We start from the raw sequence: 25,188 nt of genomic DNA, 5'->3' as shown, positions 1-25,188 counted from the left end.
AAATAAAAGAATACATTTAAGGATTAAAAATATTTACAGTTATATTAACTACAAAAATCACTTTATGAGGAAAAAATTACTTATAGTTTTACTATTTCATTTATTATTTGGCTTTACCTTAAGTTCAAAAAATTTAAAAGATCTTGTAAAATTGCATGATGTTAATTTTGAAATAGCTTCAAAATTGATTTCTGTTGATACAGTAAAAAAAAATAAAAAATCTTTAAGGATTTTAAAATCTAAAGCCGTTTTACCTCCACCTTCAACAACTGCGGGTAGTTCTTGCGGTGATGGTATTACTTTAATGCAGGTTAATGTATATGCATTTGGGGCTAATGGTTCAGAGACTATCGAATGGTTTACCTCTCAAACATCAATAACTCCTATTTATACGGGTTCAATATATAGCCCCAGTATAAGTTCGACGAGAACCTATTATGTGCGCAGTCGTTCTGGAAGTGATATTAGTACACGTGTACCTGTTGTAGCATCAATTTATGTAGCGCCTTCAGCAGTTACTTTGACAGCTTCTCCTGTAAATAATACAACAAGCCCCCTATGTTTAGGAACATCTGTAACTTTTACTGCATCGGGTGGAGCTGATTTATTTGAATTCTCTGTTGATGGTGTTGTGCTTCAAGCTATGTCAACTAGTAGAGTCTTTACGACTAGTAGCTTAACTGATGGGCAGGTTGTTAAAGTAAGGACTAGATATGCAGTTACTATGGATGGATCTATTACTGAAACATCATGGGGAACGGGAGCTTTAGAGGATAATTTTCTTTCCGCTCCATTATCTGCGAATGCTTCAACAGGATATATCAATTCTTTAAAAATAAGTGCTTTAGAAGACAAAGTTGTTTTAGGGATTGCAGGTAAAGTTTTAAATAATAGAAGTATTTTGTTGTTCCTTGATACTAAAAATGGAGGATTCAATATTTCAAATTATGGTGATGAAGCAGGTTCTGATCCATTAGTCAGAGCTTTTAATATTTTTAATAATAATCCTAGTACTTTCGATTCTTATTTTCAGGCTGATTATTGTTTAGTTATATCTACAGATGCAGCCGAAACGAATTATTATGCAAATGTTATAGAATTAAGAACTGGTGCTTCTGTTAAAACTTATTTAGGAAGTGCTGCCACTGGTTTTCCCTCTAGTGTAATGGGAGTTAATAAAAATAATAGTGGAATCAATGACTATAATCTAGGTTTTGAAGTGGAAATTCTAAAATCTCTAATAGGTTATACTACAGGTGATATTAAGTTTTTTGCATTGACTATGAATGACAAAGAAGATGGTAGTCAATCCGTTACTAATTCATTTTTGAGTCCTGAAAGAAGTAGCAATTTAGATTATGGAATTGCTGCTATTGATTATAATCTTAAAGATCCAAATCCAGTTGTAGTTGCTTCATCTGCATTGATTCCTTGTTATTCGGAGGCTAACATTACAATGAATTTTGTATCTATTCCTACTGAAGTTAGTGTAACCCAACCTACTTGTGCTTTACAAAATGGAACTATTTTAATTACAACTCAGCCAGGTGTAGAATATAGTTTAAATGGTGCTGATTATCAAGACTCCAATATGTTTTCGGGTTTGTTACCAGGAAATTATACCTTGTTCGTTAGGAATAAATTAGATAATAGTTGTGTTCTTTCATCAGTATCCCCAACTGTAATTAATGCAATTCCATTACCTCCAGTAGTTCCAACAACAGCAAGTGTTACTCAGCCTACTTGCGGAACGCCATCAGGAAGTATTACAATAACAACCCAAACTGGAGTAGAATATAGTTTGGATGGAATAACCTATCAAGCTTCAAATATATTTACAGGATTAACTCCGGGTACTTATACTTTGTTCACTAGAAATACAGCCGATACGACTTGTGTAACTTCATCTGCTACGGGAACAACTATTAATTCAATTCCAACACCTCCGGTAGTTCCAACAACGGTAACTGTTACTCAGCCTACATGCGGCACACCATCAGGAAGCATTGCAATAACAACACAAGTAGGAGTAGAGTATAGTTTAGATGGTGTAAACTATCAGGCTTCCAACAATTTTGCAGGATTGGCTACAGGGAATTATACATTGTATGTTAGAAACACAGCTGATATCACTTGTGTTAATTCATCAGCATCAGTAACGACTATTAATTCAATTCCAACTCCTCCAGTAGTTCCAACAACAGCAAGTGTTACTCAGCCTACTTGTGGAACACCATCAGGAAGTATTGTGATAACAACACAAACTGGAGTAGACTATAGTTTAGACGGTATAAATTATCAGGTTTCTAATAGTTTTAATTTATTAATTCCAGGAGATTATACGTTGTATGTTAGAAGTTTAACTGATGCTACTTGCGTTACACAATCTGCCTCAACAGTAACTATTAATGCAATTCCATTACCTCCAGTAGTTCCAACAACAGCAAATGTTACTCAGCCTACTTGCGGAACGCCATCAGGAAGTATTACAATAACAACTCAAACTGGAGTAGAATATAGTTTGGATGGAATAACCTATCAAGCTTCAAATATATTTACAGGATTAACTCCGGGTACTTATACTTTGTTCACTAGAAATACAGCCGATACGACTTGTGTAACTTCATCTGCTACTGGAACAACTATTAATTCAATTCCAACACCTCCGGTAGTTCCAACAACGGTAACTGTTACTCAGCCTACATGCGGCACACCATCAGGAAGTATTGCAATAACAACACAAGTAGGAGTAGAGTATAGTTTAGATGGTGTAAACTATCAGGCTTCCAACAATTTTGCAGGATTGGCTACAGGGAATTATACATTGTATGTTAGAAACACAGCTGATATCACTTGTGTTAATTCATCAGCATCAGTAACGACTATTAATTCAATTCCAACTCCTCCAGTAGTTCCAACAACAGCAAGTGTTACTCAGCCTACTTGTGGAACACCATCAGGAAGTATTGTGATAACAACACAAACTGGAGTAGACTATAGTTTAGACGGTATAAATTATCAGGTTTCTAATAGTTTTAATTTATTAATTCCAGGAGATTATACGTTGTATGTTAGAAGTTTAACTGATGCTACTTGCGTTACACAATCTGCCTCAACAGTAACTATTAATGCAATTCCATTACCTCCAGTAGTTCCAACAATAGCAAGTATTACTCAGCCTACTTGCGGAACGCCATCAGGAAGTATTACAATAACAACCCAAACTGGAGTAGAATATAGTTTGGATGGAATAACCTATCAAGCTTCAAATATATTTACAGGATTAACTCCGGGTACTTATACTTTGTTCACTAGAAATACAGCCGATACGACTTGTGTAACTTCATCTGCTACTGGAATAACTATTAATTCAATTCCAACACCTCCGGTAGTTCCAACAACGGTAACTGTTACTCAGCCTACATGCGGCACACCATCAGGAAGTATTGCAATAACAACACAAGTAGGAGTAGAATATAGTTTAGATGGAGTAAATTATCAATCTATCAATACTTTCATAGGATTAGTTTCTGGGACTTATACGCTGTATGTTAGAAGTCTTTCGGATTCGAGTTGTGTTACTTCTTCGGGATCAGCAATAACAATTGATCCTATACAAATAGTACTTGAGCCAACTACAGTTAGCGTGGTTCAACCAACATGTGCTGTGCAATCAGGAAGTATTGTAATAACAGCACAACCTGGAGTAGCGTATAGTTTAAATGGTATAACGTATCAAGCTTCAAATACATTTGCAGGATTAGCTCCGGGTAATTATACCTTGTATGTAAGAAGTACAGTTGATAATAGCTGTTTAAATTCATCTGCATCACCAGTAACTATTAATACAATTCCAATTCCTCCGATAGTTCCAACAATGACTAGCATAGTTCAGCCAACATGTTCCGTTACGTCCGGGACTATTGTAATAGCTGCTCAATCTGGAGTAGAATATAGTTTGGATGGTACAACCTATCAAGCTTCAAATACGTTTGCAGGATTAGCTCCAAATAATTACATATTGTATGTGAGAAACAGTGCTGACAATACATGTTCAGTTCAAAGTCTGACAAGTGTAACTGTTAATCCGCTTCCTTTATTGCCGTCAACTCCAACTTTGGTTCAAGTTGTGCAACCAACATGTTTGGTTCCTTCGGGAAGTATCACAATTAGTACACAAGCAAACGTTCAGTATAGTATAGGTAATGGCTATCAAAACAGTAATGTCTTTAATAATTTGGCTCCTGGAAAATATACAATGAGTGTGCGATTTACAAATAGTATTGCCTGTATAACTATAGGTGCTGAAATAACTATAAACGCGATTCCTCCACAAATTCAATTCGAAACAATAGGTGATTGCGAAAATAAAGAATATGTTATAACAGCAAATCCACTATTAGGCTCATATGATCCAAACAATGTGTCTTATCAATGGAAGGATAATACTGGAGCTCCTATTGGAACTAATTCAAATGTGTTAAACGTAACTGATGTGATAGCCTCAACTCCAAGCGGACAAGTAGTGTTTCCTGTAACATATACCCTTACTGTAACTTCTACGAATACGGGTTGTGAAACATCAAGTAATGTAGTTATAGAGTCTGTTTATTGTAATATCCAAAAAGGAATTTCTCCTGATGGGAACGGTTCAAATGACTTCTTTGATTTAAGATTGATGGATGTTAAAAAACTGGAAATATTTAATAGATATGGTATTAAAGTTTACAATCAATCTGATTATACAGACCAATGGAAAGGTCAGTCAAACAAAGGAGAAGATCTTCCGAGTGCTACCTATTATTATGTGATAGAATTCAATAGTGGAGAACCAAAAACAGGTTGGATTTATTTAATCAGAGAAAAACAGTAATTAATAAATTTATTTGTCTGTAAAATTTTAAATAGACCAATAAACCGAAAAATAAATAGATATGAACAAAAAAATATTGATGTCTCTTTTAATTCTTATTGCCTATATGGATGTAAAAGCGCAACAAGACCCACATTATACTCAGTACATGTATAATATGAATGTTATTAATCCAGCCTATGCAGGTTCTAATGAGAGTATTTCCTTTGGTCTTTTATATAGAAAACAATGGGTAAACATAGAAGATTCACCAGCTTCATTTACTTTCGCAGGTCATACTCCAGCGGGAAAGAATGTAGGTGTTGGTCTATCATTTATATCAGATAAGATTGGACCGGTAACAGAGCAAAATGTATTTGGGGACTTCTCTTATACTTTGAAATTAGGAGACACACAAAGATTGGCATTTGGTTTAAAAGCTGGAGTTTCTTTTCACAAAGTAGGACTCAGGGATATTCAATCCAGTTTGCCAGACCCGAATGAAGGTATTTTTGGAGAAGACATCAACGATACATCATTTAATTTAGGGTCAGGGTTGTTTTATTACACAGACAAATATTATGTGTCTTTTTCTATTCCAAATATGATTAAATCGGCGCATCTAGATTATAACGGACGTGAATATGGTTCTGATGTTTCGCACTATTTTTTAACAGCAGGTTATGTTTTTGATCTTAATTATGAATTGAAATTCAAGCCTTCGTTAATGTTAAAATCGGCGTTTAATGTCTCTCCATCTTTAGATGTTTCTGCTAATTTTTTATATCAAGAAAAATTTGAGATTGGAGCAACTTATCGACTGGAAGATAGTTTTGGAGGAATGGTCAATTTTGCTGTCACTCCTGAACTAAGAATTGGTTATGCTTACGATCGTATTATTTCAGATTTGAAAGTAACCTCACCCTCCTCACATGAATTCATATTATTGTATGATTTATTTGAATCAAAAAAAGTTTCACGTTCTCCTAGATTTTTCTAAAATTTAATTTTTATAATTAATGAAAAAAAATACATTATTACTGTTTTTTGTGTTAGTAGGTTGCTCACTTTGCGCACAAAATAAAGAGACTAAGAATGCAGATAAATTATTTGAAAGCTACGATTATGTTGAAGCTGTTGATGGGTATCTTAACTTAGTTGAAAAAGGAAACACAGATGCTTATGTAGCCAAACAACTAGGTGATAGTTATTATTACATGCACAATACTGTAGCTGCTGAACAATGGTATGCAAAAGCTATACAAACAAAACAAGATTCAGAAACGTATTATAGATACGCTCAAGTCTTAAAATCTAATGGCAAATACACTAACTCTGATGCGCAAATGAAAATATTTTCGGCCTTAATGCCAGATGATCAGAGAGCCAAACAATTTAATAAAAATCCAAATTATCTTGCGGAGTTAGTAAATAAAGAAAAACTTTTTGTCGTTGAGAAGATTTCGGTGAATTCGCAAAGATCTGATTTTGGCGCAAGTCTTTATGGAGATATCCTTTATTTTGCAAGTGCTAGAAATGAAAGCAACAAAATATATGGTTGGAATAATGAACCTTTTTTAGATATTTATCAGTCTACCTATAATGCTGATGGCAGTTATTCGGAGCCAATTCCTGTTAATGAATTAAACAGTAGGTTTCATGAAGGTCCACTTACAATGACTAAAGATGGTAATGTTGTTTACTTTTCAAGTGAAAGTTTCAAAGATAAATTATTCGAGAAAGATAAAAATCACAAACTAAAGTTGGGTCAAGTCAATCTTTACAAATCAATTAAAGAAAATGATAAATGGGGAGTAGTAACTCCATTACCATTCAATAGTAAAAGTTTTTCTATGGGGAATCCATCCATAGATGCAGATGGAAAGGTTCTTTATTTTGCTTCCAATATGCCGGGCTCATTTGGGGGAACTGATATTTGGAAAGTAACCGTGAACAACGATGGGACATTTGGCACACCAGAAAATTTAGGAAATAAAATTAATACTGCAGGTGACGAGAATTTCCCTTTTGTAACGGATGATGGTATTTTGTACTTTTCTTCAAACGGTTTGATGGGTTTAGGAAGTTTTGATGTTTTTTCTGTAGATTTAAACAAAGACGAAGAACCATATAATCTTGGTAAACCTGTAAATACGGAGAAAGATGATTTTGCTTTTACGTTTAACAAAGAAAAAAATATAGGTTTTTTATCCAGCAATCGTGATGGTGTAGATCATATTTATAGTTCTGTTCCTATTTGTAAAGCGCAAATTGCTAGTGTTGTCAAAGATGCTAAAACGGGAGCGCTATTGGAAAATTCTAGAGTCGTTCTTTTGGATGCAAATAATACGGTTTTAGAAACTAAATTGTCGAATACTAATGGAGCGGTTTTTTATGATGTTGAATGTCAAAAGCCATATAGTATTCAAGTTTTTAAAGATGGTTATGTGACTAAATCTTTCTCTATAGCTAAAATTAGTGAAGGAAAGATTACTATTGATGCAGTTATTGACCCAATAGAAGTAATCGTTACTGAAACAGAAATTATTTTGAATCCTATTTATTTTGAATACAACAAAAGCAATATAACTAAGTTAGGGGCAACTGAGCTTGATAAATTGGTTTATATAATGTCTCAAAATGATAAATTAAAAATTTATGTAAAGGCTCATACTGATTCTAGAGGTACTGATGAATTTAACTTAGATCTTTCAGAGAGAAGGGCAAACACTACTGTAGCATACATTGTTTCTAAAGGAATTTTGGCTGATAGAATAACTGGAAAAGGTTTTGGAGAATCAGAATTCAAAGTGGATTGCCAAGAAAATTGCACCGAAGAAGAACATGCATTAAACAGACGTTCGGAGTTTATGATTGTTAAATAATATATTTGAATTGTATCTAATAAAAAACAGGATTCGTTTATGAATCCTGTTTTTTAGTTAATATGATAGTAGAATTCTAAACTTAACCGTGTACAGTTTCGTTTTTTCCGTAGTTTATGATGATAGAAGTTTCAAAATCAATCCATTCTTGCCAGCGTTTATCAACATCTACATTATCCGCATATTTTCTGGCAAAACCAAGAAAAGTCGTGTAATGTCCAGCTTCTGAAATCATTAAATCACGATAGAATTTAGCCAACTCTGGATCTTTTATGTTTTCTGAAAGTACTTTAAAACGCTCACAACTTCTAGCCTCAATCATTGCTGAAAATAATAACCGGTCACAAAGTGCATCTTTACGGCTACCATCTTTTTTCATGAATTTAAAAAGTTCATTCACGTAATGATCTTTCCTTTCTCGACCTAAAGTAAGTCCTTTGCTTTTTATTAAATTATGAACTAATTGCAAATGATCTAATTCCTCTTTAGCAATAATCAACATTTCGGTTACTAATTCTTCTAATTCAGAGTTGTAAGTAACAAGACTTATCGCATTCGATGCCGCTTTTTGCTCACACCAAGCATGATCCGTCAAGATTTCTTCAATGTTTGATTCAACTATATTTACCCATCTTGGGTCTGTGGCTAATTTTAATCCTAACATAACAATGCAATTTATTTAACTGCAAAATTAGTGTTTTCTTCCTGATTTTTATTGATTAAAGTTGAAATGCTTAACCAATACAATTTTTAATAATTGGGTGTGTCAGCACAAAAAAATGGCAAAAGCACAAACCCTTGAGCCATTTTTTTTGTGCTGTCGGGCTATGCGTTACAAGTCCTCATCTCGTCTTCGGTGCGCTGCATCGAGATTTCGGGCTTTTCACTGCTATCCCTCACGCAATTCGCAGTAAAGAACAGCGTTTTCATTCCAAAATCGATGATAATTACTGATGGCAAAAATTTTAAAGTAAATTACCTTTCGAATTCCCGTCAAAATAGCATTATTTTGTAGCATGAACTTTTAAAATTATGAATCAAGTGCAATCGCTTTTAATAATAGGTTTCGTCTGGCCTGAACCCAATTCTTCCGCTGCAGGAGGAAGAATGATGCAATTGATTTCATTATTTCAAGAGCAAGGTTTTCAGATAACTTTTGCTAGTCCAGCTCAAGACAGTGACTTTATGATTGATTTGAGTTCGTATGCTATTAATAAAAAATCAATTGCTTTAAACTGTTCTAGTTTTGATGTTTTCGTAAAAGAGCTAAATCCTAACCTTGTTTTGTTTGATCGTTTTATAATCGAAGAGCAATTTGGTTGGCGCATCGCCGAAAATTGTCCAAATGCTTTGCGAATTCTAGATACCGAAGATTTGCATTGTCTGCGATTGGCAAGACAAAAAGCGTTCAAAGAAAAACGCGAATTTCATACTCATGATTTATTTGTAGAAGAGGTAGCGAAACGCGAAATCGCCAGTATTTTACGTTGTGATTTGTCTTTGATGATCTCTGAATATGAAATGGAATTACTAACAAATGCGTTTAAAGTAGACAAGTCTTTACTATATTATTTGCCACTTTTATTAGAATCAAATTCTATTCTTGATTTAGAAAAATTACCTTCTTTTGAAGAGAGGCAAAACTTCGTTTTTATTGGTAATTTTCTTCATGAACCTAATTGGAATGCTGTACAATTTCTCAACGAAACCATTTGGCCTTTGATTAAAGAACAAATGCCAGATGCAATTATGAATGTTTATGGTGCATATTCTTCGCAAAAAGTAGTGCAACTTAATAATGTAAAACAAGGTTTCTTAATAAAAGGTCGTGCAGATGATGCGCAAGAAGTGGTGAAACAAGCTCGTGTGGTTTTAGCACCTTTGCGTTTTGGCGCTGGAATTAAAGGGAAATTATTAGAAGCGATGCAATGTGGTTCTCCAAGTATTACAACAAAAATTGGTTCTGAATCGATGCATGGAGATTTATCTTGGAATGGAATTGTAGAGGATAATCCTAAAGTTTTTGCTGATAAAGCAGTGCAACTATATCAGGATAAAAATCTTTGGCTTCAAGCTCAAAAAAATGGAATTACAATTATTAAGCAGCGCTATTTGAAAACACTATTTAAAGTTGATTTTGCCAAGCAAATTGATTTTTTAGTTTCTAATGCCAAGCAACACCGGTTGAATAATTTTATGGGTGAATTGTTACAACATCATACTCTTAGAAGTACAAAGTACATGTCAAAATGGATTGAGGAGAAGAATAAGAAGTAATACTTATTTGATTTCGTTTTTGGTCAACTCTATTCTATTTAGCTTAACATCACTTATACTTACTAAAACTATTGCTCATGATGAAAGGGTTTAATCAAAGTTCTCACATAGTCTGAGATTACTTTCAGCGTGACAAATTAAATGGAATTTTTTTGTGAAAGTGTAGAATGATTTGCTAGTGAAAGTGTGTATGGCCAATAAAAAACCCGCCATGTTGCAAAAAACATGGCGGGTGTATTATTTTAAGAACCTAGTTATTATGCTAGCATCGTAACTGGGTTTTCTATAAATTGTTTTAATGTTTGTAAGAACTGTGCTCCAGTTGCTCCATCAATTGTTCTGTGATCGCAAGCTAAAGATAACATCATTGTGTTTCCTACAACGATTTGCCCATTTTTCACCACTGGTTTCTCCACAATAGCTCCTACAGATAGGATAGCAGAGTTTGGTTGGTTAATGATAGAATTGAATTCAGTGATACCAAACATTCCAAGATTAGAGACAGTAAAAGTACTTCCTTCCATTTCTTGAGGTCCAAGTTTTTTGTTTTTAGCTCTTCCTGCAAGATCTCTTACACTAGCGCCAATTTGAGATAAACTCATTGCATCAGTGAATTTTAATACAGGGACTACTAAGCCGTCTTCAACAGCTACAGCTACTCCAATGTTTACATGGTGATTGATTGTAATAGCATCAGCTGACCATTGTGAGTTTATTTTTGGGTGTTTTTTTAATGCTAAGGCACACGCTTTGATTACCATATCGTTGAAAGATACTTTCGTATCAGGAACGCTATTGATTACGGCTCTAGATTTCATTGCTTCATCCATAGTCACTTCTATTACTAAATTGTAATGTGGTGCTGTGAATAATGATTCAGCCAAACGTTTCGCAATGATTTTACGCATTTGCGAATTTTTAATTTCCTCAGTAAATACTTCTCCAGCAGGAACAAATACTTGTGGTGCGGCAGCAGGCGTAGCGGCAGTTTCCGTTTTTGTTGCAGGTGCAGCAGCTGGTTGAGCAGCAGGAGTGAAGTTTTCTATATCGCTTTTTACAATACGTCCGTTTTCACCAGAACCTTTTACTTGCGTCAATTGGATTCCTTTATCACTTGCAATTTTCTTTGCTAATGGAGATGCTAGAATTCTTTTTCCGTCACTTGATGGTTCTTGAACGATTGGTTCTGAAGTTTTTTCTGTTGAAATAACTTCTTTTTCTTCTGTTACTGCTGGAGCAGCTTGTGGCGCTCCGCCAGTTTTATAGTTTTCAGCAATTCCGCTAATATCAGTTCCAGCAGGTCCAATGATTGCTAAAAGACTGTCTACAGGAGCTGTGTTTCCTGCTTCGATTCCTACATATAACAAAGTTCCTTCGTTGAAAGATTCGAATTCCATCGTTGCTTTATCCGTTTCTATTTCAGCAAGGATATCTCCTTCTGCAACAGTATCACCTACGCTTTTTAACCAAGTTGCTACCGTTCCTTCTGTCATGGTATCGCTCAAACGAGGCATAGTAATCACTACTACTCCTTTTGGTAAAGAAGCAGTTGCTGGCGCAGCAGTTGTTGTAACTTCTGGTGTTGATTTAGTTTCTTCTTTAGCTGGAGTTGCAGTAGCGGGTTTTCCTGCTAATAATGCGGAAATATCTTCGCCTTCTGTTCCTATAATTGCTAATAAAGAGTCTACTGGTGCAGTTTCACCTGCAGGTATTCCTATGTGTAAAAGTGTTCCTGCGTTGAAGGACTCGAATTCCATTGTTGCTTTATCGGTTTCAATTTCAGCAAGGATATCACCTTCGCTTACTTTATCACCTACTTTTTTTAGCCAAGTCGCTACCGTTCCTTCCGTCATAGTATCGCTCAAACGAGGCATTGTAATTATTGTTGCCATAATTGATTTATAGTTTATGAGGTAAAAATGGATAGTTCTCTTGTTCGTACACTACATCGTATAGTTGTTGAATTGGTGGGTATTCAGATTCTTCGGCAAATGTTACACATTCTTCCACTAAATCTTTTACTCTTTGATCAATTTCTTCAATTTCTTCTTCGGTAGCATATTTTTGATCTTTAATTACATCTAAAACTTGAGTAATTGGATCAATTTTTTTGTATTCTTCTACCTCTTCTTTCGAACGGTATAATTGCGCATCCGACATAGAGTGACCTCTATAACGGTATGTCTTCATTTCTAGGAAAGTTGGTCCGTCTCCACGACGTGCTCTGTCGATTGCTTCAGTCATTGCCTCGGCCACTTTTACAGGGTTCATTCCGTCCACTGGTCCGCAAGGCATTTCATACCCTAAACCTAATTTCCAGATATCAGTATGATTGGCCGTTCTTTCTACAGAAGTTCCCATGGCATATCCATTGTTTTCAACAATAAATACAACCGGAAGTTTCCATAGCATTGCCATGTTAAAAGCTTCGTGTAATGATCCTTGACGAGCAGCACCATCACCAAAATAGGTCATAGTAACTCCGCCTGTTTCAAAATATTTGTCAGCAAAAGCTAATCCAGCGCCTACAGGGATTTGTCCTCCTACAATTCCATGACCACCATAAAAACGGTGCTCTTTTGAAAAAATGTGCATAGAGCCACCCATACCTTTTGAAGTTCCAGTAACTTTTCCTAAAAGTTCTGCCATTACACGTCTAGGATCAACTCCCATACCTATTGGCTGAACGTGATTTCTGTAAGCAGTAATCATTTTGTCTTTAGTCAAGTCCATAGCGTGCAAAGCACCTGCTAAAACTGCTTCTTGACCATTGTATAAATGTAGAAATCCTCTAACTTTTTGTTGGATGTATAATGCTGCAAGTTTGTCCTCAAACTTTCTCCAAAGCAGCATATCTTCATACCACTTTAAATATACTTCTTTTGTAACTTCTTTCATCTGAATTTTTCTTTTGCTAAAGTGTTATTGTATTATCAATTTGTACCTATAACGCAAAATAGTTTCCTCCCACAAATTTGCGAAATGCAAAAATAAGACATTCCAAGTAAGAACTAAAATATTAAGGCCAATTTTTGGAATTTTTACAAGAATTTTTTATCAAACATAAAGGGAAGCAAGTTTTTCAGGGATTCTGATTTGTAAATGGCGCCAATTTCTCCCATAAAATAGATTTCGATAGGGGTTTCTTGTTTGATTTCGTATTCGGCTATAGATTGTCTGCAAGATCCGCAAGGAGGAATTGGAGCAGTAGTTTGATTCGAGTCCGAAGCAGCGGTTATTGCCATTTTTAAAATTTTGGCTTCTGGATATACTGCTCCTGCATAAAAAATCGCCACACGCTCTGCACAAAGTCCAGAAGGATATGCTGCATTTTCTTGGTTTGAACCTAATACCGTTTTACCGTTGTCTAAAATAATTGCAACTCCAACTCTGAATTTTGAATAGGGAGCGTAAGCATTTTTTCGAACTTCAACGGCTTGCGTCATTAAATCTTGAATGTCATTTGGTAAATCTTGAACGGAATCGAATACTTTGAATTGTGTGGTAATTGATATTTCTTTCATACTTTTTTTAGGGAAAAAAATCCAAACTTCATCCCGAAGCTTCGGGGTTGAAATTTGGATTATAATTTGTGGGTTTGTTTACGTTTAATATTCGTCATATTTATCTCCAAAATTGAAGGTAAGTGAAAAACGAAGGGTGTTTTCTAAAGGGTTTTTTACTTTTGATGCTGAGAATAAATAAGAGACATCTACTTTTACTACATTGTATTTGAAACCTGCTCCAAGAGAGAAAAATTGTCGAGCTCCTTTTAGAGGGCTTTCGTGAAAGTATCCCAAACGCATTGCAAAGGAATCTTGGTACAAATACTCTGCACCTACAGCATACGTAACTTCTTTTATTTCCTCACTCAGACCATCCGGCGCATCACCAAATGATTTGAAAACACCAGATGTCCAGCCTATAGCGCGATAGTTCTGATTGTTCTGATTGCGTTCTTCAACTGTAACTGTTCCGTCGCCGTTTAAATCTGGGTCTTGTGGTGTTGGGACCAATAATTTATTGAATTCAACATTTACGGCAACCTTATTATAGTCATCTAAAATAAAATCAAAACCAGTTCCTATTTTTAAATTAGCAGGTATGAAGTTGTTGTTAAAATCATCGTTGTCATAACTAATTTTTGGTCCTAAATTTTGAATATTAAATCCTGCTCTCCATCTTCCGTTGAATTCGTTGTATGCTATTTCTTCGGATTGGTAAAAACCGGCAACATCAACAGCAAATGTACTTGCAGATGATGCGTCGTTATTATCTGAAGCCACTTTTAGATTAGAATTGATAAATCGTCCAGCAACAGCCATAGAGAATTTTTCGCTTAATTTTAAGGAATAGGAACCGTCAATGGCAAACTCGTTTGGAGAAACTATTCTAGGTGCTTCGTTAGGATCCCCAGTTTCACGTAATTCAATTTCACCTAAACCAAAGTAGCGAAGGCTTCCTGCAAATGCACTTTTTTCATCCAATTTTTGGTAGTAAGTCACTTGCCCTAATGAGATATCATTAACTAGGTCAGTAAGGTAAGGGGTGTAACTGATTGAAAATCCTTTTGCATCTGTTGCAAAAGCATATTTTGCAGGATTCCACTGTTGTGAAAAAGCATCTGCTGATGTTGCAACTCCTATGTCTGCCATACCTGCTGCTCTAGCATCGGCGGCGACTAATAAAAAGGGAACCCCTGGATTTATAACTCTATCTTGTGCTTTTGCAAATGAAATTACAAACAAAAAGATAAAAAGTAATGTTATTTTTTTCATTATTCTAGGAAGTTTTATTAAACAAATATAGTATTTTATTAAAGTATTACAAGTTTTTCAAACTTTTCAGTTTTCTTATTTGTCAAGCTTGATTTGACGGTTAATTTGTAAACATATACACCTTTCCCTATTTTATCTCCAAAATCGTCTTTGCCATCCCAAGTGATTTCTTTTGATAAAAATCCTTCAGTTGTGATAATTTGATTTTTTGTCCAAACCACTTTGCCTGTTATTGTCATTACTTGAACTTGAACATCCAAGGGCTCAAATGGTCTGTTGTGTGTAAACCAAAATTCAGTATAACTAACGAACGGATTAGGATAATTCAACACATGTGTCAATGTTAGCTTTTCATCACCTACAACAATAAACTGAATCTCAGCGGTTATTGGATTGTTATATACATCCCATGCTTTGAATGTTATAGTGTGTAATCCTGGAGCTAAATTACGCAACGGAAATCGTAGCGTTCCACTTGTAAAATCGTCTAATGTCGTTTGATAATAATCATTCAGTACAAAAGGATTGCTTACATCTCCGTCAAGAATAGCAACAATATCATGACCTATTCCGCTTGCTGTATTTATTCCGTTTTCATCTTCAAGCAGTGCAACAAAATATGGGGATTCATTTGTTATGCCGCCAGAAACAAAAGTCTCGTCATTCATATATAACTTAACTCTTGGACTAATATTGTCTGCGATTGCACTTTCATTTATTCCTCCTATTTTTATATTAGAATCGTATCCAGTTTCGTCCTGTAGTAATTGACTTTTTTTGGAATAAAAACTAATTCTACCATTGGCTAAAGGAATTCTAATGTCTCGAGGTACAACAAAACTAAATTCAAATTGGCTGTTTGTTACTGAGGCATTTCCTCGAAATATGGCCTCTCCTAAAACATTGAAATTAATAGGCGGACTGTTTCCGTCGTTATTGTATGTTGTTCTTGAAACTGTTTTGTCGAAAATAGTTATAGCAACTTCTCCGTTATAATTTGTCAGAAGATTGTTGTTCTCATCTGTAATTTCTCCGGTTAGTTTCATTTTTGATAATGATTTAAAATCATCAATGGTTTGGGTGACCGGAATATCATTTACTTTAGTTAATCTAATTTTTGGCCTTGGAATAGCAAGCATTAATGCGGGATCACCTATGTAAAAAACAACATTGGTGGCTGAATTTGGATTGCTGTTTTTTGAAATTCTAAGCGCTTCTGCGATTGAAGTATATTGATTGGAATTGTAGGATAATAAATTTTTTGTAAGCAAGTCATTGAAATTTTCTGCACTGAATTGCCCTATGGAACGAATGGTGGTAATCATTGCAATTGCTCCGCCTTTTGGATTCCAATAGGTGTATTCTCCAGCTGTAGGTCTTAAAGGATTGTCAAATCGAGAAAACTCACATGTGATAGTTATAAATAAAGGATACTTATATTGATTGCTTAAATTTTGCCCGTCTGATTTTTCCCATATACGCTCACTTGATAAGCCATCTTCGCCACCATGTCCTAAATAATTAAACACCAAAGCTCCCTTTTCGAAAGCATTGAAAAAGTCTGTTCTCGCTTTTGGGTATCTTGAACCTCCTGCTGACGCTTCTTGGACATACGAATCTAAAAGAATTTTATTCACATTTAGAAATGGTTTCTCGGTAGCAATTGTGTTGGCAAGGATGTTTTGCCTGTTTTGTAAACTGGCATCAGATAATAAATCGGAGTCATCAGATACTAGGGCGAAGTTATTTCTCCAGCTTCCGTAGGATTTTAGGTCATGATATTCGATTACTTTATTGACCATTTCCTCGGCTTGTTTGGTGTCATTAACCAGCATTCTACCAACAGCAATGTCAATTCCTCCAAAAAATGAAACGATATTTCCCTCTGATGGATTCATTAGCCCAAAAAAATCATCTGAAGCAAAGGATGATTCGCCAGTTGAACTACTGTTCAAAGCATGGTAAATAGGTACTACATTAGTATTTCCAGAGATTCTATTTTTGAAATCGTAAGAAGCATCCCCAAAAAGATTCACAAACCGCACTCTTTTTTCTGTTGCAGAAGCATTTTCATAAATATATTTTATGCAATTTCGTATTGCTGCAACATCTTGTTTCCCAGAAGAAAATTCCTGATATATCGATTCTAAAGGGATAACTTTTACATTTAAATTCGAATGGGAACGATGAAATGTTGCTAGTTTTTCAGCTTGTGAAGTTAAAATATTTGGAGTGATAATAACGTAATCAATATCTTGAAATTGGCCTTGTCTGTTTTTGAATATGGTACCTTTTATGTTTTGATTTGCGATTTTTGATTTGGTATCTTTTAATGGAGTGTAATAGTCTGAGGCGTCTAAAGCGATATATTTTCTCAGTTCACCTAAGTTTGCTTTAAAATTTAAGGTGCTTTGATTAGAGTTTTCGATTTTGGTTGCATTATGTATATCAGTAACATCCCAAATTTGAGGAATAGTTGTTGTATTTGAAATACTGTAATTTACAATCCCAAAATTAGAACTGGACTGATCGTATTGAAAATGGAACTGTTTTCCGTAGCCTTGTAGTTTTCTCTTGGCGATAAGTCTGATGTTATCAAGAAAACCTCTGGAGCCTGGCACGCCATTGTTGTTGTATTTTAGTTTTATTTTTATGTTTTCAGAACCGTTGAAATTGCTGTTGATTGGCAAAGAACCTAAATAGAACGCTGTTTCTGAATTTTTATTCAAGGCAGGGAAAGAAATGGTACCAACCGTAGTTTCATTTGCAGACACATTTAAAGTGGTGGCCGTAAATGCAGCAGAAGCGGCTGTTAGTGAAATTTTTACGGGGGTTGATGAGTCGATATTAGGGAAATTAAAATCAAATTCTTGTTCGTCTTTAACTTCGAATGATTCGCCAAACCATTGACGACCCAATCGTGCTATATTTATAAGGTCCAATTCGTGGTATTGATGATCATCAAAAGAAGTTACGGTCAAGCTACTATTTCCGCTGGGTTGAGCCATAGTCTCGATTCTTTTTCCATCACCACCTTGTATGGTAATGTAATAATAGGATTTTGTATCGTAGAGATTAGTAAAGGTTAGACTTTCTTGATTCCAAGTGTCAATTCCCTCGGCATAAAAAAGGATATAATCCTCATTGTTAAAAATTCCGTCAGCTTCGCCATTGATTTGAATGGCATTTTCAGCCAAGTCATTGGGGTAAAAAATACTGTTTGATAACGGGAGCATGCGTCCGCCATTACCATATATTTTTATTTTTCTGGGGTCTAATGTGTTTGCGTCTAATCCTAATTGCTGTAAAAAAGATTTTGTGATTTTATAGACACCTGATTTTTCAACATAAAATTGGTACCAGTTTCCAGTTGCTAAAACAGAATTAACGATGCTATTTGTACTTGTGTTTTTACTTAATGGTGAAAGTCTAGTAGTGTTGTTCTCTACTTCATACGAGAATGACTTGATTCGTTTGTATCCAAAGTCGTCCTTAATGATAGGTGAAAAGTTAATAAATGCCTCATTAGTATCTCGAGAAATGCTGACTTTTAACGAGGCATTTATTGTTTTAGGAATGTTTTCGCCGGTTAAATCGCCTAGTTGAGAAGTCGCGATAGTTTCATAAGTTGCATTTGTGATTGTAACTTTTCCTTCATTAAACGTAACTGGTTCTTTTACTTTTAAAGTATAAAATAACGCATTTTGGGAAGCATCATAATGAAAACTACTCCCTGTAAATTGAGGGATTATGACTTTGAAGTCTCCATACGACATTTCTTTTTTATCTGTCCATTCAATAACGGCATCACCTTTAATTTGAGCAAAAGAAACAAAAGGAATTAAGCTCAAATAAGCTAAAAGTATTTTTCTCATCGTTTTTTTAACGTGATTAATAGTGGGTTATTATTTATCAGTAAAAATAAACCATTTCGTGTGATTTAAATAATAAATATTATAAATTTGCGTTTTGATATATAATTTATTGTTAAAATTAAGCCGTCTAAAATTATTAAAAAGTATGATGTCGGTTAATGGTTAATTATTATATTGCGACACTTAAAATTATTACCTACGAAAGAGTATGAAAGCAAACAAAATTTTGGGTTTACGATTGTTGATAGCAATCCTATTATTAATTGGTGTTTCCAGTTGTAGTAAAAAATCCAGTTCCAAAAATACCTCAAGAGCAACCGGTTGGAATATGGACAGCAAGAAAGCAGGTTCAAGTAAAAAACAACAAGCAGGGCCAGGTTTAGTTTTTGTTGAAGGTGGTACATTTACTATGGGTAGAGTAGAAGATGATGTTATGCATGATTGGAATAATACTCCAACTCAACAACACGTTCAGTCTTTTTATATGGATGAGACAGAGGTTACTAATTCTATGTATTTAGATTATTTAGATTGGTTGAAAAGTGTTTATCCACCAACTGAAGAAAATTATAAAAATATATACGAAGGAGCTTCACCAGACACCTTAGTTTGGAGAAATAGATTGGGTTATAATGAGACGATGACTAATAATTATTTAAGACATCCTTCTTATGCTGAATATCCTGTTGTTGGAGTAAATTGGATTCAAGCTGTTGAATTCAGTAACTGGAGAACACAACGTGTGAATGAAGCGCTCTTAGAAAAAAATGGATATCTTAAAAAGAATGCTAAAACCTTAGATGTAACTGCTGAAGCTAACTTTGATACTGAGACGTATTTGAATTCACCTACTTTGGCTTACGGAGGAAATGAAGATATTGTATTAAAAGGAAAAAACGGTGGTAGAAAAACACCAAAAGCTGGAAAAGACGGTAAAGTTATTGAGCCTAAGAATGTTTATGCACAGCGCTCTTCAGGAATATTGCTGCCTGAATATAGATTGCCAACTGAAGCAGAATGGGAATATGCGGCTGCCGCTGATGTAGGGCAAAGAGAATACAACATCTACAAAGGCCAGAAAAAATATCCTTGGTCAGGAGGGTACACCCGTTCAGGTAAAAGACAAAGTAAAGGTGATCAATTAGCCAATTTCAAACAAGGTAATGGAGATTACGGTGGAATCGCAGGTTGGTCAGATGATGGTGCTGATATCACAAATGAGGTTAAAAAATATCCTGCAAATGATTTTGGATTGTATGATATGGCTGGAAATGTTGCCGAATGGGTGCAAGATGTTTACAGACCTATAATTGATAATGAAGCCAATGATTTTAATTATTTTAGAGGAAATCAATACACTAAAAATAAAATAGGGGCAGACGGTAAAGTTGAAATTGTTACTGCAGCCAATATGAAATTTGATACTTTAAGTAATGGTAGAATAGTTGCTAGAAAATTCCCAGGTCAAATTGCGCAAGTTCCTGTTGATGAAAAAGAAACGTATTTGAGACAGAATTTTGATAAAAGTGACAATACTAATTATAGAGATGGTGATAAGCAATCAACTAGATATTATAATTTTGGATCTTCAGAATCTGACACTGAAAAACAAAAAGATGAAAAAATCATGTATAACTCTCCTAAGCACAATGTTACAACAGATAGTTTAGGTAAAATGGTTAGAAAATATGATAAATCAAGCAAGAGAACGACTTTAATAAATGATGAAGTTAGAGTGTACAAAGGTGGTTCTTGGAGAGATAGAGCGTATTGGTTAGATCCTGCACAAAGAAGGTATTTTCCACAAGATATGGCTACTGATTATATAGGTTTTAGATGCGCTATGTCAAGAGTAGGGCCTAAAGCTGATAAGAAAAAATCTGCTAGAAATTAAATTTTTTATAAAATAAAAAGAAAAGCCCTTTGATTAGGGCTTTTCTTTTTTTAAAGCGTTTCAAATGGATATTAATTACATTCATAGTTTATTTTTAAAGTGCACATCGGTTTCAATAGATACCCGAAAGATTGAAAAAAACTCCTTATTTGTTGCTATAAAAGGGGAACGTTTTGATGCAAATACTTTTGCAAAAGAAGCGTTAGACAAAGGTGCTTCTTATGTCATAATTGATGACGAATCTTATTTTATTGACCAAAGAACTATTTTGGTTGACGACAGTTTAACAGCATTACAACATCTTGCTAAATTTCATCGTGAATATTTGAAATTGCCAATAATAGCACTTACGGGAAGTAACGGAAAAACTACGACCAAAGAATTAATTCATGTCGTTCTCTCTAAAAAATTTAATACCAAAGCAACTGTTGGAAACCTAAACAATCATATTGGTGTTCCATTGACTTTACTTTCGTTCAATACTGAAACAGAAATTGGAATAGTTGAAATGGGTGCAAATCACAAAAAAGAAATTGAATTTCTATGTGAATTGGCAACACCGGATTATGGTTATATCACTAATTTTGGAAAAGCACATTTAGAAGGTTTTGGAGGTGTTCAAGGTGTTATTGAAGGAAAAAGTGAAATGTATCAATACCTTTCGGCAAGTGATAAACTCGCTTTTATAAATTTGGAAGATCCAATTCAAGTAGAAAAGTCAATTTTGTTACACTCCTATTCTTTCGGTATAAACAAAACAAATGCGAATGTAAATATCACATCTGTTAATGCAAATCCATTTGTGATAATAAACTATGCTGATCTAATTATTTCAACGCATTTAATAGGTTTGTACAATGCAAATAATATTAATGCTGCGCTTACTATTGGGAAGTATTTTGCAATTGATAATGTATCAATAAAAGAAGCTTTAGAAAGTTATGTACCTGAGAATAATAGGTCACAGCTATTGACAAAAGGAACAAACCAAATTATTCTGGACGCCTATAATGCAAACCCAAGCAGTATGGCTGTAGCTATTGAGAATTTTCTGCAGTTAGAGAGTTCAAATAAAGCAATGATTTTGGGAGACATGTTTGAGTTGGGACAGGAAAGTCAGGAAGAGCATAAAGCAATAGTTGACTTGCTTTCGAATGAAGATAATGTGAAATGTTATTTTATCGGTTCAGCATTTTATGCCAATAAATTTGAAAAAAGCAACTTTTGGTTTTACAATACATTTGAAGAATTTTCAAATGATTTGCCAATGACTGAATTCAATAATTGTACTATTTTGATAAAAGGATCCAGAGGAATGGCATTGGAGCGAACTTTAAATTTCTTGACATAACGAACAGCTGTTTTTTATAATAGAAATGCCATCATAATATGCTATGATTGCATTTTGGTTTTTATTAAATGCTCATTAGAAATCCAATCAGATTTTCTTTTTTGTGGAGTCCTAGTTTTTTTCTCAATCGGTAACGCGCCAGTTCTACTCCTCCGTTTGATATATTCATGATTTCGGCAATCTCTTTTGTTGACATATTCATTAATAAGTAGGTCGATAAATCCAATTCTCGCGGAGATATTGTTGGGTATTTTTCTTTTAATCTTTTCAGGAAATCAAAATGGACATTCTTAATGTGTTTTTCTAAATCCTTCCAACTTTTGTCTGCATTCACCTCTTTAGTTATACTTTTATTTAATTTTGTAAATTGGAATTTAGTCGAATCATCAAAAGACTCGACATTGATGTCTTTTAGCTTATGAATAATTCCATTTAGGATTTTGTTTTTCTTAACCACTTGCAGCGAGTTATTGACTAATTCTTTGTCCTTTGCCAAAATCTTAATTTGTAAAGTATTACTTTTTAATTTTTCAATTTCCTTTTCCAGTTCGTATTGTTCCTGTCTTATTTTTGACTCTTTCTCTAAATAAAGTCTTCGTTGTTCTATTGTTTCGTAGTATTTGTTTTTTCTAATTTTTATTTTTACTCTGTTGCGAATGAAAAATACTGAGGCAACAATTAGTAAAAGGTAAATGAAATACGCTAAAAAATGCCTATACCAAGGAGGTGAAACGGTAAAAGACACTTTTGCCTCTTGGGATTGTATCCCGTGACTATTTCGTACCTTTAATTTCATTATATAGTCTCCCTCTCTCAAGTTAGTGTATTCTTTGATTGAAATGGAAGACCACGTACTCCATCGATCATCAAAGCCTTCTAGTTGATAAGAAAATTGTACGTTTTCTAGATTTTCATAAGTTGGAGATGAAAATGTGAATTTTACGTGATTTGCTGAATATGGTATTCGGAGCCTCTCGATTTTATTTTGTCCATTTCCTAAGATTATTGTTTCTCCAGGATACGAAAAGCTTCGTATAAAAGCAATCGGTTTTGACACGGAATAATTCTGTAGTTTTGCATTATAATGCGCTAAACCATCAGTCAGACCTATTAATATATTTTCAGGATTAATTGTATTTACGGAGATGTAGTTGTTTACAAGGTTACCAGTTAAACTAGAAAAAGGAGCAATTTCATTTTTATAATTACCATTTTTCTGTTTCATTAAAACGCCTAATGATTCACTAAAAACATACCAGATATTGCCGTAATTATCTTCTGTTAAAGCATATATTTTTGGAACATCTTTAAATATAATACTGATTTTTTTGTCTTCAAAAAACAAATCTTGCTCTTCTGAATATCTATAGAAACGATTGTTTGTTTGAAAGTATACATTGTCTTTCATTCGTTGTAAACTTCCTATTCCTTTGTTAGAATTTGACAAGTTTTTGTGTCTTTTTATAGATTTAAATTTGTCTAAATCGGTAGAGAAAGTCAGCTGGTAGATTAAATTATCTTTTTTTAACCACAAATTGTGTTCATCTACTTCATAGGTGTTGGCAGATAAATCAAATCCTTCTATTTGATTTTTATAGCCCCATCCGCTAGTTGTTTTTTCAAATAAGGTGAATCCATTGTAGGTAGACCCAATTAAATAATTAGGCCGGTTTGGAATTGGCTTAAAGCCAAAATACCATTTATTGTCTAATGTTTTAATCACTTTTCCACCAGAAATGAGTAATGCACCTCTATTATGAGCACAGATCAGTTGATCATCAATCACTTGAATATTCCAAGCCTGTCCAGTTGTTCCTTCAACAAGTTTAAAAGAATCTTCTTTAATACTGTTGTTCCAAGAATGATAAAAAAGACCTTGATTAGTGGCTACATAAAGGTTCCCTTTGTAAGTTGCAGAAGCATAAACGGTACTTAAATCATAACTAAAACCAAAATAGGTAAAAGGAGAGCTCTCATTAATAAAGGCAATTCCATTGTCTAAGCCAAGCCAGAGATTATTTTTATTGTCAATAAATGAAGTCAGTACGGTATTGTTTTGCAACCCCTTTTTATGATTGATGTGCTGGATTATATTTCCGTTGAAGTCACAGATAATCATGCCGTCTAATACAGAATTTAGGACGATAAATCTATCGTTTATCGCTACGCCACCCAAAGAGCTGTTTTTTTTGATAAAATAATTAGCTTCTGAATTCCAGGGAGTGATGCTTTCATTGTCGTATATAAAAAGTCCCTTATCTAAAGTTATAACAAGAATTTTTTTATCTGGCATCTGAAACATTCCCCATATTTCAGTAGAGTTCAAAACGGTAGTTCCTTTCAGTGGAAGCAATTTTCCGTTTTTATATTCCAATATACCCAAAGAAATGTCTTGAAAATAAAGTTTGTTTTTTATTTGAAATGAAAATTGAAACCGGTTTGGGGATTCAAGTAATTTAAGTTTTTGGTTTTTGAAAATATAGGCTCTTGTAAAAGATTGATAAATTACTTCTCCATTATGAATGTGAATTTTCCATATAAAGTCTATGGCTTTGATGTTATCGTTGTTAATTAATTTTGAAACTGAAAAATAAATTAGTTTTCCCTTTGAATTAGCCTCGAAATATCCAAATTCATCATAGCCTCCCACAAAAATTTTCCCTAAATCATCAATTTTTAAGCATCTGATAGCTGATCCATTTGGCAAACTGTACTTCTTCCATGATGACCCGTCAAATTGAAATAGACCATTGTTGTTAGCGAAATATAAATTACCGTTTTTATCTTGGTCAATGTTCCAGTTTTGAGTACCTCCTTTATAATCCGTTCTTTTATAATTTCGGATTTCGGGTAAGCCTATATTTTTTACCTGACTATAGATTGTAGTTAAAGAGGATACAATCAGAAAAATTAAAATAGGGAGTTTAGTGAATCTCATGATTAAGGTCTAAATGTATGAGTTGAATTTTATTATAACGAAGTGCTTGTGGTTATTTGTAAAAGGATGATTTATAGGCTATTTTTTGTAATAATTCTACAAATAAAATGTAATATCTGTTTATTTTATAAATGTAGTGGTTTTTATTTAAATTAACATTTAAATAACAATATTAAAAAATATTTAATTTATTGTAAAATAAGTATTTATAAAAATTTTGATGTGTTTTTGTTAAGTATTATAAAAGTGTTTGATGTGTTTTTGTAGTAAATAATTAAAATGAATATAAAAAAAATAGTGATAATATTGCGTCAAATTACTAATTAATTAACCAAAAT

At 34.0% G+C, this 25,188-nt stretch carries 13 protein-coding genes; 6 read left to right on the top strand and 7 right to left on the bottom strand.

Annotated features, from left to right (window positions below):
• Positions 1 to 64: 64 nt before the first annotated feature.
• The 3 genes from V5J73_RS12570 (at position 65) to V5J73_RS12560 (ending at position 7,737) form a co-directional block, all read left to right on the top strand.
• Positions 65 to 4,873 carry a gliding motility-associated C-terminal domain-containing protein gene (locus V5J73_RS12570; RefSeq protein ID WP_338646306.1) on the top strand — a complete coding sequence of 1,603 codons (4,809 nt, stop codon included), beginning with the start codon at positions 65 to 67 and terminating at the stop codon, positions 4,871 to 4,873.
• Positions 4,874 to 4,934: 61 nt separating this feature from the next.
• Positions 4,935 to 5,852 (top strand): PorP/SprF family type IX secretion system membrane protein, encoded by a 918-nt coding sequence (locus tag V5J73_RS12565; RefSeq protein WP_338646304.1) that lies wholly within the window; start codon positions 4,935 to 4,937, stop codon positions 5,850 to 5,852.
• 19 nt (positions 5,853 to 5,871) lie between these two features.
• Positions 5,872 to 7,737, top strand: coding sequence for an OmpA family protein (locus V5J73_RS12560; protein ID WP_338646303.1), 1,866 nt, complete (start codon positions 5,872 to 5,874; stop codon positions 7,735 to 7,737).
• A gap of 82 nt (positions 7,738 to 7,819) precedes the next feature.
• Here the strand turns inward: V5J73_RS12560 and V5J73_RS12555 are convergent, their stop codons facing one another.
• Positions 7,820 to 8,401, bottom strand: coding sequence for a tRNA-(ms[2]io[6]A)-hydroxylase (locus tag V5J73_RS12555; protein WP_338646302.1), 582 nt, complete (start codon positions 8,399 to 8,401; stop codon positions 7,820 to 7,822).
• 368 nt (positions 8,402 to 8,769) lie between these two features.
• Here V5J73_RS12555 and V5J73_RS12550 point away from each other — a divergent pair, with 368 nt between their 5' ends.
• The gene (locus V5J73_RS12550; protein ID WP_338646301.1) at positions 8,770 to 10,014 is read left to right on the top strand and encodes a glycosyltransferase; all 1,245 of its coding nucleotides are present in this window, start codon (positions 8,770 to 8,772) and stop codon (positions 10,012 to 10,014) included.
• Positions 10,015 to 10,271: 257 nt separating this feature from the next.
• On the opposite strand, the gene V5J73_RS12545 is transcribed toward V5J73_RS12550, so the two are convergent.
• The 5 genes from V5J73_RS12545 to porU all read right to left on the bottom strand — a co-directional run bounded on the left by V5J73_RS12545 (position 10,272) and on the right by porU (position 18,667).
• Positions 10,272 to 11,906, bottom strand: a complete 1,635-nt coding sequence (locus tag V5J73_RS12545) for a pyruvate dehydrogenase complex dihydrolipoamide acetyltransferase (RefSeq protein ID WP_338646300.1) — start codon at positions 11,904 to 11,906, stop codon at positions 10,272 to 10,274.
• Between the two features lie 7 nt (positions 11,907 to 11,913).
• Positions 11,914 to 12,912, bottom strand: coding sequence for a pyruvate dehydrogenase (acetyl-transferring) E1 component subunit alpha (pdhA, locus tag V5J73_RS12540; protein ID WP_338646299.1), 999 nt, complete (start codon positions 12,910 to 12,912; stop codon positions 11,914 to 11,916).
• Between the two features lie 143 nt (positions 12,913 to 13,055).
• The gene (gene cdd, locus V5J73_RS12535) at positions 13,056 to 13,538 is read right to left on the bottom strand and encodes a cytidine deaminase (protein WP_338646298.1); all 483 of its coding nucleotides are present in this window, start codon (positions 13,536 to 13,538) and stop codon (positions 13,056 to 13,058) included.
• Positions 13,539 to 13,622: 84 nt separating this feature from the next.
• Positions 13,623 to 14,792, bottom strand: a complete 1,170-nt coding sequence (porV, locus tag V5J73_RS12530) for a type IX secretion system outer membrane channel protein PorV (protein ID WP_338646297.1) — start codon at positions 14,790 to 14,792, stop codon at positions 13,623 to 13,625.
• 38 nt (positions 14,793 to 14,830) lie between these two features.
• Positions 14,831 to 18,667 (bottom strand): type IX secretion system sortase PorU, encoded by a 3,837-nt coding sequence (porU, locus tag V5J73_RS12525; RefSeq protein WP_338646296.1) that lies wholly within the window; start codon positions 18,665 to 18,667, stop codon positions 14,831 to 14,833.
• Between the two features lie 208 nt (positions 18,668 to 18,875).
• On the opposite strand from porU, the gene gldJ reads away from it, so the two are divergent.
• Positions 18,876 to 20,561, top strand: a complete 1,686-nt coding sequence (gene gldJ, locus V5J73_RS12520) for a gliding motility lipoprotein GldJ (RefSeq protein ID WP_338646295.1) — start codon at positions 18,876 to 18,878, stop codon at positions 20,559 to 20,561.
• A gap of 64 nt (positions 20,562 to 20,625) precedes the next feature.
• Positions 20,626 to 21,912: a UDP-N-acetylmuramoyl-tripeptide--D-alanyl-D-alanine ligase gene (locus V5J73_RS12515; protein ID WP_338646294.1), complete on the top strand. Its 1,287-nt coding sequence runs from the start codon at positions 20,626 to 20,628 to the stop codon at positions 21,910 to 21,912.
• A gap of 64 nt (positions 21,913 to 21,976) precedes the next feature.
• Here the strand turns inward: V5J73_RS12515 and V5J73_RS12510 are convergent, their stop codons facing one another.
• Positions 21,977 to 24,850 (bottom strand): triple tyrosine motif-containing protein, encoded by a 2,874-nt coding sequence (locus tag V5J73_RS12510; RefSeq protein ID WP_338646293.1) that lies wholly within the window; start codon positions 24,848 to 24,850, stop codon positions 21,977 to 21,979.
• Positions 24,851 to 25,188 lie beyond the last annotated feature (338 nt).

The organism is Flavobacterium sp. KS-LB2 (assembly GCF_036895565.1).
Lineage (GTDB): Bacteria > Bacteroidota > Bacteroidia > Flavobacteriales > Flavobacteriaceae > Flavobacterium.
Note: the sequence above shows the minus strand (reverse complement) of the source record. Positions and strands in the feature narration are given on the sequence as shown.